Source organism: Marinomonas algicola (genome assembly GCF_014805825.1).
In the GTDB taxonomy this organism is placed as follows: domain Bacteria; phylum Pseudomonadota; class Gammaproteobacteria; order Pseudomonadales; family Marinomonadaceae; genus Marinomonas; species Marinomonas algicola.
Genome location: NZ_CP061941.1, coordinates 3,648,529 through 3,665,259, shown reverse-complemented (window position 1 = coordinate 3,665,259; position 16,731 = coordinate 3,648,529). Strand labels below are relative to the sequence as shown.

Annotated in this window: 15 protein-coding genes; 7 read left to right on the top strand and 8 right to left on the bottom strand. The window is 41.7% G+C overall.

From position 1 onward, the window contains the following. Positions 1 to 48: 48 nt before the first annotated feature. Positions 49 to 1,137: a hypothetical protein gene (locus IEZ33_RS16740; RefSeq protein WP_191601150.1), complete on the bottom strand. Its 1,089-nt coding sequence runs from the start codon at positions 1,135 to 1,137 to the stop codon at positions 49 to 51. A 144-nt stretch (positions 1,138 to 1,281) separates the two neighbouring features. Here IEZ33_RS16740 and IEZ33_RS16735 point away from each other — a divergent pair, with 144 nt between their 5' ends. Continuing rightward, positions 1,282 to 2,067: a DUF4197 domain-containing protein gene (locus IEZ33_RS16735; RefSeq protein ID WP_191601149.1), complete on the top strand. Its 786-nt coding sequence runs from the start codon at positions 1,282 to 1,284 to the stop codon at positions 2,065 to 2,067. A 110-nt stretch (positions 2,068 to 2,177) separates the two neighbouring features. Here IEZ33_RS16735 and IEZ33_RS16730 read toward each other — a convergent pair whose 3' ends face one another. Together IEZ33_RS16730 and IEZ33_RS16725 are read right to left on the bottom strand one after the other, a co-directional pair. Further along, complete coding sequence (locus tag IEZ33_RS16730; RefSeq protein WP_191601148.1) at positions 2,178 to 3,755, bottom strand: alkaline phosphatase; 1,578 nt, start codon at positions 3,753 to 3,755, stop codon at positions 2,178 to 2,180. A gap of 240 nt (positions 3,756 to 3,995) precedes the next feature. After that, entirely contained in the window at positions 3,996 to 4,913 is a 918-nt protein-coding gene (locus IEZ33_RS16725; RefSeq protein ID WP_191601147.1) for a bile acid:sodium symporter family protein, read from the bottom strand. 533 nt (positions 4,914 to 5,446) lie between these two features. On the opposite strand from IEZ33_RS16725, the gene IEZ33_RS16720 reads away from it, so the two are divergent. The 6 genes from IEZ33_RS16720 (at position 5,447) to IEZ33_RS16695 (ending at position 10,734) form a co-directional block, all read left to right on the top strand. Then, the gene (locus tag IEZ33_RS16720; protein WP_191601146.1) at positions 5,447 to 6,457 is read left to right on the top strand and encodes a TRAP transporter substrate-binding protein; all 1,011 of its coding nucleotides are present in this window, start codon (positions 5,447 to 5,449) and stop codon (positions 6,455 to 6,457) included. 68 nt (positions 6,458 to 6,525) lie between these two features. After that, positions 6,526 to 7,068 carry a TRAP transporter small permease subunit gene (locus tag IEZ33_RS16715; protein WP_191601145.1) on the top strand — a complete coding sequence of 181 codons (543 nt, stop codon included), beginning with the start codon at positions 6,526 to 6,528 and terminating at the stop codon, positions 7,066 to 7,068. 1 nt (position 7,069) lies between these two features. After that, positions 7,070 to 8,386, top strand: coding sequence for a TRAP transporter large permease (locus IEZ33_RS16710; RefSeq protein WP_191601144.1), 1,317 nt, complete (start codon positions 7,070 to 7,072; stop codon positions 8,384 to 8,386). Positions 8,387 to 8,388: 2 nt separating this feature from the next. Next, entirely contained in the window at positions 8,389 to 8,922 is a 534-nt protein-coding gene (locus tag IEZ33_RS16705) for a gluconokinase (protein WP_191601143.1), read from the top strand. Between the two features lie 288 nt (positions 8,923 to 9,210). Further along, positions 9,211 to 10,218 carry a gluconate operon transcriptional repressor GntR gene (gene gntR / locus IEZ33_RS16700; RefSeq protein WP_191601142.1) on the top strand — a complete coding sequence of 336 codons (1,008 nt, stop codon included), beginning with the start codon at positions 9,211 to 9,213 and terminating at the stop codon, positions 10,216 to 10,218. Positions 10,219 to 10,383: 165 nt separating this feature from the next. After that, positions 10,384 to 10,734, top strand: a complete 351-nt coding sequence (locus IEZ33_RS16695; RefSeq protein ID WP_191601141.1) for a DUF6172 family protein — start codon at positions 10,384 to 10,386, stop codon at positions 10,732 to 10,734. Positions 10,735 to 10,885: 151 nt separating this feature from the next. Here IEZ33_RS16695 and IEZ33_RS16690 read toward each other — a convergent pair whose 3' ends face one another. The 5 genes from IEZ33_RS16690 to IEZ33_RS16670 all read right to left on the bottom strand — a co-directional run bounded on the left by IEZ33_RS16690 (position 10,886) and on the right by IEZ33_RS16670 (position 16,689). Beyond that, positions 10,886 to 13,261 carry a fatty acid cis/trans isomerase gene (locus IEZ33_RS16690; RefSeq protein ID WP_191601140.1) on the bottom strand — a complete coding sequence of 792 codons (2,376 nt, stop codon included), beginning with the start codon at positions 13,259 to 13,261 and terminating at the stop codon, positions 10,886 to 10,888. Between the two features lie 260 nt (positions 13,262 to 13,521). After that, entirely contained in the window at positions 13,522 to 13,926 is a 405-nt protein-coding gene (locus tag IEZ33_RS16685; RefSeq protein ID WP_191601139.1) for a GFA family protein, read from the bottom strand. Between the two features lie 53 nt (positions 13,927 to 13,979). Beyond that, positions 13,980 to 14,789, bottom strand: coding sequence for an ABC transporter permease (locus IEZ33_RS16680; RefSeq protein WP_191601138.1), 810 nt, complete (start codon positions 14,787 to 14,789; stop codon positions 13,980 to 13,982). Next, on the bottom strand, positions 14,782 to 15,549 hold the full coding sequence (locus tag IEZ33_RS16675) for an ABC transporter ATP-binding protein (RefSeq protein ID WP_191601137.1): 768 nt from the start codon (positions 15,547 to 15,549) through the stop codon (positions 14,782 to 14,784). The genes IEZ33_RS16680 and IEZ33_RS16675 overlap by 8 nt, the downstream gene beginning before the upstream one ends. Positions 15,550 to 15,669: 120 nt before the next feature. Next, a complete protein-coding gene (locus tag IEZ33_RS16670; protein ID WP_191601136.1) occupies positions 15,670 to 16,689 on the bottom strand; it encodes an ABC transporter substrate-binding protein in 1,020 nt (339 codons plus the stop codon). Positions 16,690 to 16,731: the final 42 nt, after the last annotated feature.

Sequence of the window (16,731 nt, the reverse complement as noted above, 5' to 3'; positions counted from 1 at the left end):
AGAGAGTCATTACAGCAAAATGTGAGCTAAGCTGAACGTCTTCTTTTGTTACTGTCTGTCTTCAAGAGTGTAATCGTTAGGGACTTCGAATGTTGTGTCTTTGATCATTTTTTCAGAAACGGAAGTCACTTCGTATATATAACGAACGCGCGCCTCTTTCTTCCAATCTGCTACTACGTCATCAACGACTTTATCCGCACCATCTTTAATCATATTCCCAAAGAAAGTCGATGCTGCGTTGCCAATGCCTTGCGATAAATCAATTGCTTCATCAGATCGTTTCTTTTTAACCACAGCACACGCTTCACTGTTTTGGAACCACTCAAGTTTGATTGAAAGTGGATACCCTTCGATAGTCGACAGCTTTTTGGTGATGCTATTAAATTGAGATGCATCGCTTTTTTCTACATCGCCACTGAATGCGCTAATTGCTTTATAACCTTCTCTGCCAAGTAAGCGAACTAAAGGGTTATTATCACCTACTGCGTCAAGGTAGTTATCAGTGGCTTTTTCGTGAACCTTCCAGGCATTTTGCATTTCAGCCGTTGGTACGGTTGTCCAGAAGACAAATTGAAGTAAATTTAGATCAACTTTACCTTTACTGTCTTTAAACTCAGTGGTCCAGCGAGCGGTGTATTCTTGTGCGGGTAAACCGCCAATTTTACGTGTTTTATTTGTAGCAACAACGTCAAACTTATTGGTGGCCAGTTCTACTGCACAACCTTTTTCTTCGTAGGTTTCATACTCTTCCTCTTCTTCTGATGCGTCTTGAGTTTTTGCCATGAACTCTGCAAACACATCATTGCAGCCACTTATAGGGCACTCTCGATACGTTTCCTTGTCATGATTAACATCCCACAATAATTTGTCTTCCATACGGAATATGAAAGATTGATCGTAGTTTGCCCAACGCATATAAAAGCTATCGAATTTAGCTTCTTGGTCGATTGCTCGCATATTCTCACGGGTATAAACGGTTTGGGTTCCTTTATGGTCAGGAAGGTACAATCCATTCATAGTAAATTTGGCCGTTAATACCGAGGTGGGTTGTTTTGGGGTATTGTCTACTTGTGGGGCAGAGCAGGCGACTAAGGTACTGGCGACGGCAATAGCCATAGTTGAACGAGTAAAAGTCATTTTTATTCCATATTATGAATGAGTTACTGGGGATTTTTACATATATTTTTACCTTTAGTAAGTGCTAAATAAGAGTACATACATAAGCGTCATTCTTACTTGTCTGATATGCTTTACACTATTACTAAACATGGAATGAATGAAATGAAAAAAAACTATCTTTTAGCGTCACTTCTATTGGCTTCAATCTCTTCTTCTAATATCTATGCTGGGTGGGCGGATAAGCTTAAAGAAGCGGTACAAGATGAAGATGTACAAAAAGTACTTGATAAGGCGGTAGGCACAACGGCAGAGGAAAAAACCACGGCCTCTGGAAAAACATCTAACTTAAGTAGTGATACGCTAATAGAGGGTTTGAAAGAAGCGTTAGAAGTCGGTAGCCGTCGAGCAATTGAAGAAATCAGTCAGCCAGGGGGGTATCTTAATAATCAAAACATCCGCATTCCATTACCTGACAGTGTCGAAAAAGCGTCTTCATTACTTAAAAAGTACGGTTTAGAAGGTCAGGTAAATGACTTTGAAGAAAGTATGAACAGAGCGGCTGAAAAAGCGGCTCCAGAAGCGACGGCGTTAATTGTTTCTGCCATTAAAGAAATGAGCTTTGACGATGCACAAAAGATTTATTCGGGATCTGATGGCGCGGCAACAGAGTATTTCAAAGAGAAGACCAGCGAAAAACTGAGGTCTTTGTTTCAACCAACGGTAGTGGACTCTTTAGAGCAAGTTGATGCAACTCGTTACTATAATGTCTTAGTGACAAAAGCCAAAGATATTCCTCTTATTGGCGATAAACTGGATGTTAATCTTAATCACTATGTGACTGAAGAAGCGTTGAATGGTTTGTTCACTATGCTGGCGGCGGAGGAAAAGAAAATTCGTCAAAACCCTGTTGCTCGTACTACAGATTTATTGAAAAAAGTGTTCGAGTAATGTTGGATGGAGTGAACCTGAAAGAGTATTTTTCTGTTTAATTTGGTCACGAGAACGCTGAGCCTTCACATTTATAAGAACGAAGGCTCAGTAAATCAATTCAATTGTGACTAATTGATTTGGTTCTTCATGTATTGCCCCAATTCGGAGTGATGCATGATAGAAGAAACGGGCAATATTTTACTTGCAGGACCCCACGCGAAAACATTGACGGGCGTGGCTGTGTGAGTTCCCGTACCCCATACGATGTTTTGATCTGTCGCCATTTCACGACCCATTATGTTACCTCGGTCGTTGTAAGGAAAAAAGGCATCAAAATCCGTAATCGCAGGCACTTGTTCTGCAGATAGATAAGAGTGGTCATGGGCATGATAAGGATTTTCTTTATCTGTTAAAATGTGCTCGGCTTGTTCTTCGTTAATTTTGAACTCAGAGTTCGCATTGACAATCTCCATTAACGCTGCGGGTGTTTGTTGGGCTTTATCCAGTTTTTCAAACTCGCTTGTCATTGAGTAGAAACTCAAATTTTGATTGTATAAACCGTCTAGAATATTGAAACTACCAAAGTTGAAATTGGGCTTATAATCTTGTTTTTCAAAGGCTTCTCCGGCGCGTTTTTGCCCGTCTGGTAGGTTAGCCGAAGAGTAGCTAAAGCCAAAAGATCCTGTCTCATGATCGGCTGTAACAATGATAAGCGTGTCGTCACGACCCGCGGCCCATTTGTATACACTACCAATGGCTTCATCAAATTTAACGAGCTCATTCAACATTGTGCCTGCATCATTTGAATGACCCGCCCAGTCGATTTGGCCTCCTTCTACCATCAAGAAAAATCCCTCTTCGTCTTTTTCTAAAACGGAGAGTGCTTTTTCTGTCATTTCTTGAAGGCTTGGTTGAGTACGCTCTTCAGAGTTTTTAGTCTTGCGATATTCGATACCATCTGCCATACCAGAATAAGCAAATAGCCCCAGTAGCTTATCACCAGATTGTGCATTAAGTTGAGTGCGGTTAAAGGCGAGACCATATCCAGCGTTTTGAGCTTCATTCAACAGATTACGCTCATCGTTACGTTTTGATTTTAGATAAACACTGCCTTCTGTCAGGTCCGTTAATTCGTTGTACGTATCGCCTTTATCGTTTGTTGATTTAGGTATGAAGTAACGAAGTCCACCGGACAGCATCACGTCTACACCGGTTTCTAACATATCTACTGCAATCTCGTTTTCAAGAGAACGATGCGGTTGATGCGCTGCGAAAGCGGCCGGTGTCGCATGAGTAAGTCGAGTATCAGACACGAGTCCAGTGGCTTTACCAAGGCGCTTTGCTTTTTCCAGAATGGTTTCAACATGATTGCCATCAGCATCAATACCAATGACTTCTGAGCCAGAATACACTCCTGTGGAAAGTTGAGTCGCCGAACACGCGGAGTCAACAACGATAGCGTCGGTAGGGTTAGTCAGAGAGGATCCAATAACACCGTCTTTAGCCAATTGATGTAAAGACGTTGAACGGCCTTTATAAATAGAATTTGGCGCATATTGAGCATAACTTTCAAGTAGGCCAATCTGCTGTGGGCCCATACCATCACCTATCATTAAGATGACGTTTTTAATTTCGGCCGCGACCGATGTCATCGGTATGCTGGCCATGATGGTTCCGGTGATAAGCGCTTTACTTAACTTATTCATATATTCCTCTTTTATATTAATTATTATGGTTTTATTAAAATACGATTGAGAGTGCTCTATTTAATAGCATACTCATTTGATATTAGAAGGGAATGGGTTAGTTTCTGTCATAAAAGTGTCATATTTTGTCGTAATTAGATACTCTTTGCCCAATAAAGTGCATATAGAAACTTTTATTGGATCTTGTATCCATAAAAAAGGGATGGCATAAAGCCTCCCTTTTTTATGAGTCTACGATGTCTATTTAGCGTTGTCTTTATTTACTGGGCGACGACTCCAATAGCTTGCTAATAACGAGCCTGAAATGTTGTGCCATACGCTAAAAATAGTGCCTGGCAGAGCGGCCATTGGAGTGAAAAATTTAACCGCTAAAGCAGCGGCTAAACCGGAATTTTGTAATCCTACTTCAAAGGCTATAGTGCGGCATACGCGTGCATCAAAGCCCAGTAAGTAGGTTACCCAGTATCCTAATACCAACCCAATCATATTATGCAATATTACCGCCGCTGCGACGATCAGACCTACTTGCACAATTTTAGACGCGCTTAAGGCCACGACAATGGCAATGATCAAGACAATGGCGAACATTGAAATATATGGAAAGACAGGTTCGGCTTTACGGACAAATTTTGAAAAGAAGGTATTGATCAAAACGCCTGCAGCAACGGGCAACAGAACAATTTTAAATAAGCTCATCAGCATGCCTGCGACAGGAACATCAACACTTTGGCCTATCATCATAGAGACAAGTAAAGGCGTTAATAAGACGCCAATTAAGGTTGAAATGGCTGTCATGGAAATAGACAAGGCCGTATCTCCTTTCGCTAGGTAACACATAACATTCGAGGAGGTACCACCCGCAACGCTACCAACAAGCAGCATTCCAACGGTAAGTTCAGTGTCAAAACCAAAAGCGAAAGCCACACCAAAAGCGGCCATAGGCATCACCAAAAACTGTAAAATAACGCCCACACCAACCGCTTTACCGTTCTTCAATACTTGTTTGAAGTCAGTGGGGCTTAGAGTAAGGCCCATTGCTAGCATGATGACAGTGAGTAATGGAACAATTTGGGTTTTCAAACCGACAAAAAATTCGGGTTGGAAAAAAGCAAGTACTGAAAGCACAACAGCCCAAAGAGGGAAAAGTTGGATAACCATAATGTAGAACTCCATTTATTCGATTCAATTTAGTGGTTGAGAAACAATCAAAATGAATGAGTGACCACTAACTAACTATTACCCCATTGCCGATTGTTAACTATTGACTCGCTTAAATATGAAACGATCAGATCGATAGCGCTCGTCGAGAGTTGATGCAATGAAATGGGAGCAAGATTGTAACGAAATGAGAATTATTACAATAGACTTTATGATGAGTTTAGTCGGATGTTGAGTAATTACGTAAAAGTCTTATAGGTTGCCCTAGTGGTTTACTTGAATTCAGTTGATGTGACTGTTGAGGTCAATAAGGTTAACTATTTGTTTTATAATCAATGCGTTGTAATAACCAAGGTTTTAATCTGTCGACTTTAATTAAGAGATGGGCCGTCCTATTCACAATACAGGTGATTACCTTATTGTTTAAACTTTGTTGAAGAGCGTTGACAAATTACAATAGTTACCGGTAACATTTGCATCTGTTACCGGTAACAAATCGCTTTTAAAAAAATAATATATAGTGAGTGCTTAATATGAATCTTAAAACTTTTATCGTTTCTAGTGTCGCAACTGTCGTATGTTCAAGTGCATTGGCAGCGGATTACAATTTTAAATTTCAATCATCTGACCCAGCTGGAGACAAAAACTTTCAAGTCCAAAAAGATTGGGCCGACCGAATTGGTAGTTTAACGGGTGGCAGAATCAGTATTAAATTAATGCCTGTTAACAGTGTTTTTAAGCATACAGAAACACTTGATGGCATAAAAATGGGGATTTTAGATGGTCATATTACGGCAACAAGCTATTTTTCTGGAAAAGACCCCGCGTTTGGCCTGATTGGTAATACGGTTGGAGCATGGTCTGATACGTCACAACTGCTGCAATATATTAATTATGGTGGTGGTTATGAGTTGATGAATGAACTGTATGCCCCTTATGGCGTGAAATTTATTGGAGGATCAACGACAGGTGTTGAATCTTTCGTATCAAAAGTACCTTTAAATGGAGTGGAAGACCTTAAAGGGCTGAAGTTACGAGCACCAGAAGGCTTAGTTCAACAAGTGTTTAGTGCGGCGGGCGCGTCTCCTGTAAATCTACCTGGGTCTGAGGTATTCACAGGATTAAGTAAAGGCGTTATCGATGCGGCAGATTACACTGTTTTCTCGACGAACCATAAATCAGGGATGCATGATATTGCGACGCATCCTGTTCAACCTGGATTCCATTCATTGCCATTAATTGATGTCTCTATGAGCCAGAAAAAATGGGATGCATTACCGGAAGACTTGCAAGCCATTCTTACCATGTCAGTACGCGACTTTGCTCAAGATATAACCACTCAATTACGTATTGCGGATCAAGCGGCGGTAAAAGAAGCGATGGCTAATCCAAATATTACGATCCATGACTGGTCTGCTGAAGAACGTAAAAAGTTTCGTGCTATTGCCCGTGGTCAATGGGAAGTGGTTTCAACGCGCTCAGATAATGCGAAGAAAGTGTATGATTCTTTAACGAAATACCTTGAAGACAACGGCTTGTTGTAAGTCATTTCCTTTTAAGTAACAGGGGTACGCCCCTGTTTTACTTCCGCAATTAGTTCGGACTCTTTTTCATGAAGAACGATAACCATTTAAATGAGCAGGATGAACCTACTTTGAATTCTCTGGATTCGATGATTTATAAAGTCGGTAATGTACTCAGCTTATTGTTTATTTTTACTGTGGCCATTTCATTCTTTGAAGTCTTAATGCGTTATGCATTTAATGCCCCGACAAGTTGGGTGCATGAAACGGCTTCCTTTGTTGGCGGGGCATTATTTGTTTTTGGTGGCGCCTATGCATTGGCTACAGATAAGCATGTTCGAGTCGTACTAGTGTATGACATTGTCTCACAACGAACTCGACATTATTTAAATATGTTCCATCACCTGATGGGATTATTAATGTCTGCAATGTTAATTTTTGCGTCTTACCGCATGGTATCGAGTGCTTGGTTCTCCCCCCTTGGAGACATTCACCTAGAAACGTCAGGATCCGCTTGGAACCCTTCTTTTCCAGCCTATATAAAGGCGCTGATCTTGTTTACTGCCTGCCTAATGTTTGTGCAATTTCTTCTGCATATAAAGGCCGAAATAATTAAAATTAGGAAGCTGTAATATGTTTGATCTTACGTTTTTAGGAATTGGCTACGCCAGTTTAGCCATGTTAGCCGCAATGATTTTACTGTTATTAACAGGCATGCAGTTGGCTTTTTCAACTTGTTTAGTGGCTATGGTGTTTGCCATCGGCTGGTTTGGTGTTGATGTGCTGCCTTTGATAACCAGTCGAATTTATGGTTTTGTTGGTAGTTATGTCTTTTTAGCCGTGCCGATGTTTGTGTTAATGGCGGCCTTATTGGATCGTTCAGGTATCGCTAAAGACCTTTTTGATGCTATGCGAGTTGTCGGCCGAAAGGTACGAGGCGGGGTGGCCGTACAAACGCTTTTGGTGGCCGTTGTGTTGGCTTCCATGTCAGGCGTCATTGGTGGCGAGACCGTCCTTTTAGGCATCTTGGCATTACCACAAATGTTACGTCTTGGGTATAACCGTAAACTCGCGATCGGTACGACCTGTGCTGGTGGCGCTCTTGGCACCATGTTACCACCTAGTATAGTGTTAATTATTTACGGACTGACGGCCAGCGTTTCTATAGGGGACCTTTTCAAAGCTTCTTTTGTTCCCGCATTGTTATTGGCGCTGTTATACATGATCTATGTATTAGTCTTATGTCGCTTAAATCCAAGTTATGCACCCTTGCCAACAGACGAAGAGTTAGCAATGGAAGAGCCGCCTAAGTTTTTTAAAGCCTTATTTTTCCCATTACTGTCAGTCTTGGTTGTTTTAGGCAGTATATACAGTGGTATCGCTTCCGTTACCGAAGCGTCTGCGTTAGGTGTTGTTGGGATTGGTATCAGTGCTTGGATTCGTGGTGAACTCAGTGCTGAGATGCTTAAAGAAAGTGCCATAGCGACTATGCGTACTTGCGGTATGATTATTTGGATTGGTATTGGCGCAACGGCATTAGTCGGTGTCTACAATCTTATGGGTGGTATTGATTTCGTTGAGCAATTGATCTTATCTCTGAGTGGCGGAGACGTTATGACAACCATTTTGATCATGATGGTGATTCTGCTCGTCCTTGGGATGTTTCTAGATTGGGTTGGTGTTGCATTATTAACGATGCCAATTTTCGTACCAATTATCACCGGTCTTGGTTTAGATCCTATTTGGTTTGGCGTTGTATTTTGTCTAAATATGCAAGTGTCTTTCCTCTCTCCTCCGTTCGGTCCTGCCGCATTTTATTTAAAATCCGTTGCACCAAAAGACATCAGTTTGGGTGAGATATTCAGTGCCTTGTTGCCCTTTATAGGGTTACAAATAGTGGTACTGACCTTGGTGATATTATTCCCTAGTTTGGCGTTATGGTGGAAGTAGATATGGATGTTAATCCGGCAATGAAAGTTGTAATTTTAGGCGTATCGGGTTCTGGGAAATCTTTGATTGGCAGTCAATTAGCGAATCAACTTAATGTTCCTTTTTTTGATGGTGATGACTTTCATCCTCCTGCGAACGTAGAAAAAATGCGTCAAGGTCAACCTTTGAATGATGAAGACAGAGAAGGTTGGTTATTAAAACTGAACACGTTAATCCAAGAGCATAAGGCTTTAATTGTTGCTTGTTCAGGTCTCACTCCAGCTTATAGGGCAACGTTAAAAAAAGGCAACGATGCGTTGAGGTTGGTGTATTTGAAAGGCGATTTTGATCTTATATGGCGTCGACATCAGCAGAGAGATGGTCATTATTTTAATGGCAAATCTATGCTAAACAGTCAGTTTGAAACGCTCGTCGAACCGACCAATGAAGAAGCGTATATCGTGAGTATTGAGCCGGAGCCAAACGCCATTGTGAATAACATTATTCGTCTGCTAAATGACCATAATGATAAGCACATGAGAGAGCTAGATGCTTAATTCTAACAAAAATGATTCAGGGGTATTGATCTGATTGTGACGGGGCAACATTTGATCTTAAGCTGTCCCGATACAGAATATAGGCTGGTGGGTGTTAGTATTAAAAAAAACGCTTTTAGCGTGCAAGGGGTTAGTGCGCCTGTTTGATGCCCATTCTTATCTAAGAGTCGATACATCTTTAATTTAATACTTTTAAACTTCATAGCAAAGTGATGAGCGTACTGAAATACTACTTTAACTCGTTGCTTTGTGGTAACTTGAATATTGTCGTTTTTTCCGGTTAAGTTCATGACAACAAAGAAAAATAAGCGCCCAACCCTGCAAAATGTGGCTGATAAAGTTGGGGTTACGAAGATGACGGTTAGTCGTTATCTTCGTGACCCGAAACAAGTATCCGCACAACTTCGTAGCGTTATTGAGTCCGCAGTAGAAGAGTTGGGTTACATCCCTAATAGAGCGCCTGATATTCTTTCTAATTCGAAAAGTCATGCGATTGGTGTGTTAGTTCCTTCTTTGACTAACCAAGTTTTTGCAGAAGTGATTCGCGGTATCGAAACGGAGTTAGAGCCTTCAGGTTACCAAACTATGTTGGCGCATTACGGATACAGTCCATTAGCTGAAGAAAGCCGTATAGCGACCCTGCTTTCCTATAATGTTGATGGATTAATTTTATCGGAAAGTGTTCACACTGAACGAGTCCGTAAGATGTTATCTGTCGCCGGCGTACCTGTAATTGAAATCATGGATTCTGTGCTGCCACCGATGGAACAAGCAATTGGTATTAACAATGAAGCCGCCGCGAGAGAGATGACGGAGTTGATGATAAAAAAAGGACGAACCCATATTGTTTATCTAGCGGCTCGGATGGACGAACGAACTCAGCAGAAGATACGAGGTTATGAAACGGCCATGCTGAATGCCAATTTACAACCAAAATCGATGCAAACAGTTGATGCGTCCTCTTTCACTATGGGAGCTAAATTACTTCTTAATGCAATACATGAAAACCCTCAAACAGACGGATTGTTTTGTACGAACGATGATTTGGCTATTGGTGCCCTTTATGAATGCCAACGTCAAGGAATTGCGGTTCCAGAACAGATGTCGATTGCGGGTTTCCATGGACACGATATTACGAAAGCGATGATTCCAAGGTTAGCGACAGTAGTGACCCCCCGTGAAGAAATTGGTCGCCAAGCCGCGATACAAATGATTGCTCGTTTAAATGGCGCACCCATTGAAAAAAAGGTTATAGAATTACCGTATTATTTAGAAGTTGGGCAAAGTTTAGGGTAATAGGCTGTAACGTTTTTTGGTATCTATGCTTTACCGAAGTTTGACATGGATTTATTTGAGTTATTTGTCTACTTATTCATGGCTGCATACGGCGTGATCCGTTATTATGCACGCCAACAGGAATGTGTGATATCACGTCCTTATCCTCTATTTTCTAGGAAACTAATGAAAAAAACATTTGAATTATCTCATCCAAAAATAGCTTACCCTCGACTCATTGAAGCGGCGAAAAGCGATGTTAAAAAGTATTTAAAAAGAGAACGTAATAAGTCTTTACCTGAACAGGCGGATTATTGGGGCTTTGACTGCAAATTTGGTCAAACCGTTGAAAGTGCTGAGATTATTCGCGTCGGCCAAATTAATGAAAAAATCAGCTCTGCTGAACGCCAAGAATGGCCTTCTTTTTACTTGGAAATACTCGCTTTACCCGCGCAACGTATACCGCATGATATTGAAGAAAAAGAGCGACCAGACGAAGACGCTCAAAACAATGACGACGAGATGAAAAACGACTGATAAAGACGTTTTTTAATGTCCCCTTTACTGGTTTTTATATTTGCCTATCAGTAAAGGAGATGCGTTATAGCCTTTTTAATTAGCCACTTCGTCAGATAGACCAGTTGACCCTTTTGTTAATTTTATGAAGTTAAGCCATTCCTCATTTATCTCAACGATTCTCTAAGCGATTATAATCCAGCCAACCACCGTCAATGGGGTTGTGTTGTTGGAATATAGCATTAAAGCGATCGCTAAATGCCCAAAAATCAGCTTGTGTTCGTCTTACACCAAATTGATTCAGTAGGACGGCGTAATCTTCTTCTGTAGAAACGTGCTTAACAGTGTTAACCAGCTGTTTAAGTTCTGCTGCATCAAGGTGCCAAAAGACATCTGGGTAGCTGCCTAATGGGCCATGCACCAGCGTCATGTTGTCATTCGGTTTATCACGGTTGTCTTCTTCATCAAATAAGCTGTTTACATTGAAATGCGCGCTGTTGCGTATCAAGGTAAAAATGTCCGCCCTGTCTCCTTCTCCAGTTTCTACCATGATCATGGTGATTTCTGGCAAAATGCTAGCGGTTTTACCCTTAATCTTGCCGAGTTCGGCTAAGATCGCTTGATTTTCAGGGCTGAGCTCGCTGCTAGTAAGCTCATGACTTTTCGGTTGTACCGGCTCCAAATACTGGTTGAGTTTGTCATAGAGTTCTTGCTTAGGGTTATGTGTTGTGAAGTGGATGCTGGCCTGTTGCTCAAAAGAGAAGGCGTAGTCGTTCATAAAGTCCTTCAGTTCCTGACTGGATTTTTGATACCAGTTTTTTGCTTCAGTACGGCGAGTTTCAGGTGGCAGCAAGGCTAAAAAATTGGATTCTCCTTCCATGCGCAAAAAGTCCATGTATAAGCGGGTTAACAGTTGATGTCCATAGTTACCGTAAACATCGAACCCCGCGACAAGTAGATAATGAATGCGTTCAAGCAAGACATAATCAATAACCCAGGTTGTTTTTGGTGACTCACCGACTAGGCCTTTGACGACCGTTGCGTTATCAAAGTGACGAAATACGGTTAGGCTGGCATTGGTATTTTCGCCATCCCCATCCCAAATTCCTTCTATTTGTAGGTGCCGGTTGTCTCTAAATGTCTTGTTCAAAAAGCGATGCCGGGCTTTAAGGTAGTCACCTTGGTTTTCCGCATATTGAATCCAGTTAAGAGCAAATGCGTTGCTATCTTGTTCCGCCGGTAGGCTTAAGTTGTCTTTTTGCGATCGGTAAAAGGCTTCTACATCCGGCGAATCAGCTATTTCAGGTTTTAAGAAAACCACCCAAAAATGATCATTGATGACGTTTAACGCTACTTGTCCTCGACAAACAGGACCCTTGATGTAGCCCATAATGGTGTTTTCAGCTCGTTCTAGCATAAAACGATAGCGAGCGTTAACAGGTAATTGGGTAAAGGCGGTTAATGGGTTAGCCGCCACCTTTGGTTCGTAGCTTGGTAACGTATCGATTTGGTACTCGGCCTCTATAAACCATTGCTGCCATTTACCAACAAGGTCATCATGAATGGCATAAGGTTGATGGGTTTTATTGACTATAGTTGATATGACGGGCTGTAGGCGATAGTAGACTCGTTTGACTTGTGGATCATCAAAAGGACGGCGTGAAGCAATGACCTGAATAGGTTGCCCTGGCGGCGTTTTAGAGCGCACTAGGTTATAAAATTGTGGTTGAGTATTGGGCTCGGCTAACTCGCTAAAATACAAGTGCGAGGTAAATAAGTGCTCATAGATATAGCGTGCACTTAAACGCATCTTTAAGTCATCGGCGTTTAGAAAGCGCTCTAACTTATTGACCTCAATTTTTTGAGCCTTAGAAAGCGGCACATCGACTGGCATCTTTGCACCATTTTTAATCCAGTTAATCACTCTGTCATGCTCTTGAGGTAATAACCCTGGTAATCCGTAAGGCATACCAGCAAGAGGCTGCTCTTTCGCGTATTGATCAAATTCTTCTATGGCGGGACATTCTTGAGTTCGGTTTAAGCTCACATCAAATTGATCATTTAGTAAGGTATTTTCTGGTAATGGATGTTGTTGCTTAAGCTGTAACATCTTGGCTAAAACCGACGCTTGAGTATTGGCTTCTGGTGTTTGTTCTCTCTCATTTAACATGGGAAAGAACCCGCGTTCGCGCCACTCTTCGGTGTCAAATGCGTCAACAAATAATCTATTCGGTTTCTCAGCAACAAGGCGAGAACCTGCATAAACTTTGACTTTGTTTGCACCTCGTTCGATACCATGGCTTGATGTCATTTTTAGCTGACAAGGCGCGTCATAACAGGCATGGCATACAACGCAGCGGCTTTCAATGACCGCATTCGCTTGTTCAAACTCTGAACTGGATTGCATTTCCATAATGCTGGCTGTGCGATTGGTTGGTGTCTCTTCACCGTATAGTTCGTTCAAATCCATGCGTGCGATAGCGGCGCAACCGACACAGAAAACGAGCGCGAGAACGATCAAATTGATCCAGCGAAAAGTAGGTAGCATAGTGGCTCCGAACAGCGTTCCAATAGGTAATTGTCATAATTAAGATGACGCGTTGTTCTTACATCCATCTACATGAGAGCAGTTTAGCTCGACTTAATTCGACTCTCAATAAAAGATAACTATTTGGTTCGTTTTATTATAAGTGGCGTTCTTTTATCCACTGTAAAAAAGCATAAGAGTAGGGGCGTTTTAGATAATAGGATGTAGATTAACGAGCGAATTTACATTTCTATTTAAAGGAAATGAATATCACCGAGCCATTATCGGTCTGAAGGGTGATTTATGCCGTCAGATGTTGGGATATTAGGTATGTCTAAAGGGTTTATTTCCTCTAAACAGGCAACATTAAATCCGTACTGAGAGGCATCGGATCGGCGTTGATGATGGGTATAAATACCGCATCGGCTGCAGAAATAATGTTTTGCGGTTTTGGTGTTAAATTGATAAAGCGTTAAGGTCTCTTCGCCTTTTATAATGTTAATAGATGACAGAGGAATGGAAGCCGAAATGATGCCTTTTCGGCGACATAATGAACAATTGCAGCGTCTTAAATCAATAAGCCCATTTGGTAAGTTGAGCTCGAACTCAACACTCCCACAATGGCAAGTTGCCCTGTGTTTCTTTTGTATTGTGACGCCTGCAACCGTGTGCAAATCAATTGTCATTTCGGTTCCTAATCTTTTACTGTATCTAATGCGTTATTATTGAGGTTTGGGTGCTATATCCGCCAATTTAATAACCTATTTTCTATCATTCCAATGACGGCACTGACACTGACGCCAAGAATGGAGAGAATGGCCACACCGACAAATAAACGCTCTAAATTATACAGAGAGCCCGCTTCTAAAATGTAAGCACCAATACCATATTCGGCACCAAGCATTTCAGCGGCAACTAATAAAATAATAGCGATGGCGAGGCTGACTCTGAGCCCTGATAAAATACCTGGCATGGCCCCCGGTAACACTATCTTTGTGACGATTGAAAACCAGGAAAGCGAAAAGCTTTGCCCCATACGAATCAGTGATCTATCAACATTATCAACCGCGCCATAGGTTGCTACGACTGTTGGCGTAAAAGTACCAAAGGCGATTAAAGCGTATTTTGACGTTTCATCAATACCAAACCAGATAACAAAGAGTGGTAATAGCGCTATTTTGGGAATGGGGAAGATGGCGGCTATTACTGGTACAAGGCTTCCTCGAGCCAGTGAAAATAAACCAATTAATATACCAACGGCAATACCTAGCGATGCGCCCAGTGATGCGCCCACAAAAAGGCGAGTAATGGATGGAATGAGATGATCCCAAAGCAAACCGCTGTCCCATAACTCAACAAAAGTAGTAAATACATCTGAAGGGCGAGGGAGCGTCAGGTTACTGATAAAACCAACTCTCGTACCTACTTCGATAACGCTAATAAGAACAAAAAAAACCACAAAACCAAGCCATTTTTTAGATTTGGGAGCAAAGCCACCGCCACGAAAAACGATCGCTTTTTGAATTGGGACCTGATCGTGATTAGACATTAATTAACTCCTTATCGGCTTCGGCGGCTTCTTCTCTCATGAGGTTCCACAGATGTTCTTGTTGGCGTTCTAGTTCAATATCACCTAATTTACGATCCGCTAAAGGTGTTGTTATATCAACTATCTCGCGAATCTTGCCTGGGCGACGTGACAAAACGACGATAGAGTGACCTAATCTAACGGCTTCATTTAAATTATGCGTGACATAGACAGCGGTAAAGGGCTCACGAGTCCATAGATTGATTAGATCATCCATCAATAATTCTCGTGTCTGACTGTCGAGAGCAGAAAGAGGCTCATCCATCAACATTACGGCAGGTTTTACGGCTAAAGCACGAGAAATAGCGACTCGTTGCTTCATTCCTCCAGACAGTTGTTTGGGGTACGCCTTACGAAAATCGGTTAATTTCGTACGAGCCAGGACATCGGTAATAATCGCCTCGGCTTTGCTTCCATTTATACCATGATCTTCGAGTACCAAGCTGATATTCCCCTCAACGGTTCTCCATGGCAGTAAAGCAAAATCTTGAAAGATATAGGTTAAAGGGTTAATGCTTTCAGACGGAGGATCTCCGATTTGAATTACTTCTCCAGAAGTGGCTTTCTCAAGCCCTCCAATAATACGTAATAACGTAGATTTTCCACAGCCTGAAGGGCCAACAATACAGACAATTTTTCCAGCAGGGATATCGAGGTTGATATCACGCATAATTTCCATGTTGCCATACTGATGGCCAATACTGTTAAGACTAAGATCCATACCTTACCTTTTTCTTAAATAAAATTGCAGCAAAATGCCGACGATGTTTGCGCAATCGTAAGTTGTTACAATGTACTTAGACTGTGGCAAGGCAATGGCGCAACTTGCCACACAACGATTTTATGGCAAGTAGGATGTATCGACTAATGTATCAAGGGTAATGCTATCTTTGATTAATTTTTCAGATTTAAACCAATCTAATTGGTCTTTCACTGACTCTATATTTAACGATGCATTAGGACTAATGCGCATGGCGCCATTACGAATACTTGGAGCGGCTTTTTCATAAGGGCGATCTGCGTAAACGTATTTATGTACTAGCTTAATCATATCTTCTGCGGCGGCTTCGCCTGCGGTTTTATCAACCAGTGCTTTATTGAAGTCGGACGCACCTTTTGAAAATGCTCTTAAAAAGGCTTTTGTGGTTGCTTGCTCTTTCGCGGCATGATCGGCTGATGTGAAAACGGTTGTTACTTGATAGTTAGGGATGTAATCAGCCACATTACCTATAATGTGTACGGCGCCACCAGCATCAAGCGGTTTTGCTATGTGCGGCACGATAGACCAACCATCGATTTGGCCTGATTTTAGTGCCCCTATTATGGTACCGACTTTTTGCAGAGGCTTATAGGTAAGCTGAATGCCTTCTTGAGCGGCCATTTTAGCGCCCATGTAATGGAAAGAGGAGCCTGCTTGAGTAATAGCAAAAGATTTGCCATCTAATTTATCTGGGCTGGTAATACCCGCGTTAAAGGCCTTGTCTGACACGACAATTTTCTGACCATCAATGCCTTTTTCTTCTATTAAGGCTCCGCCAATCACTTTGATAGCGCCTTTTTCGGCTAATGATATTAATCCTCCAGAAATGGCTGTAACAGCATAATCAATATCTTTAGAGGCGACACCAACCGCCATTGGTTGAGCGGCTTGAAAAAACTTAAAATCAACATCTAAACCTTCGTCTTTAAAATATCCGCGCTCAAACGCCACAAAACTGGCTGCATGGCTGGTAAAACGCAATGCTCCAACATTGATTTTGGTGTCATCGGCATAAGAGGGGAGAGAGATCATTATAGAAGCGGCCGCACTGCCTACTAATGTCATGAATTTTAAGGTCGCTATTTTAGGTGTTTTTTGCATTGCGTTTTTCCTTGTTATTATTATTGACTGTTTGTGTAGACC

Excerpts from the sequence above, each read along its gene's own strand:
- IEZ33_RS16680 (WP_191601138.1), bottom strand. The coding sequence starts at position 14,789 with ATGTCTAATCACGATCAGGTCCCAATTCAAAAAGCGATCGTTTTTCGT.
- gntR (WP_191601142.1), top strand. The coding sequence starts at position 9,211 with ATGACAACAAAGAAAAATAAGCGCCCAACCCTGCAAAATGTGGCTGAT.
- IEZ33_RS16740 (WP_191601150.1), bottom strand. The coding sequence starts at position 1,137 with ATGACTTTTACTCGTTCAACTATGGCTATTGCCGTCGCCAGTACCTTA.
- IEZ33_RS16725 (WP_191601147.1), bottom strand. The coding sequence starts at position 4,913 with ATGGTTATCCAACTTTTCCCTCTTTGGGCTGTTGTGCTTTCAGTACTT.
- IEZ33_RS16715 (WP_191601145.1), top strand. The coding sequence starts at position 6,526 with ATGAAGAACGATAACCATTTAAATGAGCAGGATGAACCTACTTTGAAT.
- IEZ33_RS16720 (WP_191601146.1), top strand. The coding sequence starts at position 5,447 with ATGAATCTTAAAACTTTTATCGTTTCTAGTGTCGCAACTGTCGTATGT.
- IEZ33_RS16670 (WP_191601136.1), bottom strand. The coding sequence starts at position 16,689 with ATGCAAAAAACACCTAAAATAGCGACCTTAAAATTCATGACATTAGTA.
- IEZ33_RS16685 (WP_191601139.1), bottom strand. The coding sequence starts at position 13,926 with ATGACAATTGATTTGCACACGGTTGCAGGCGTCACAATACAAAAGAAA.
- IEZ33_RS16690 (WP_191601140.1), bottom strand. The coding sequence starts at position 13,261 with ATGCTACCTACTTTTCGCTGGATCAATTTGATCGTTCTCGCGCTCGTT.
- IEZ33_RS16695 (WP_191601141.1), top strand. The coding sequence starts at position 10,384 with ATGAAAAAAACATTTGAATTATCTCATCCAAAAATAGCTTACCCTCGA.
- IEZ33_RS16675 (WP_191601137.1), bottom strand. The coding sequence starts at position 15,549 with ATGGATCTTAGTCTTAACAGTATTGGCCATCAGTATGGCAACATGGAA.
- IEZ33_RS16710 (WP_191601144.1), top strand. The coding sequence starts at position 7,070 with ATGTTTGATCTTACGTTTTTAGGAATTGGCTACGCCAGTTTAGCCATG.
- IEZ33_RS16735 (WP_191601149.1), top strand. The coding sequence starts at position 1,282 with ATGAAAAAAAACTATCTTTTAGCGTCACTTCTATTGGCTTCAATCTCT.
- IEZ33_RS16730 (WP_191601148.1), bottom strand. The coding sequence starts at position 3,755 with ATGAATAAGTTAAGTAAAGCGCTTATCACCGGAACCATCATGGCCAGC.
- IEZ33_RS16705 (WP_191601143.1), top strand. The coding sequence starts at position 8,389 with ATGGATGTTAATCCGGCAATGAAAGTTGTAATTTTAGGCGTATCGGGT.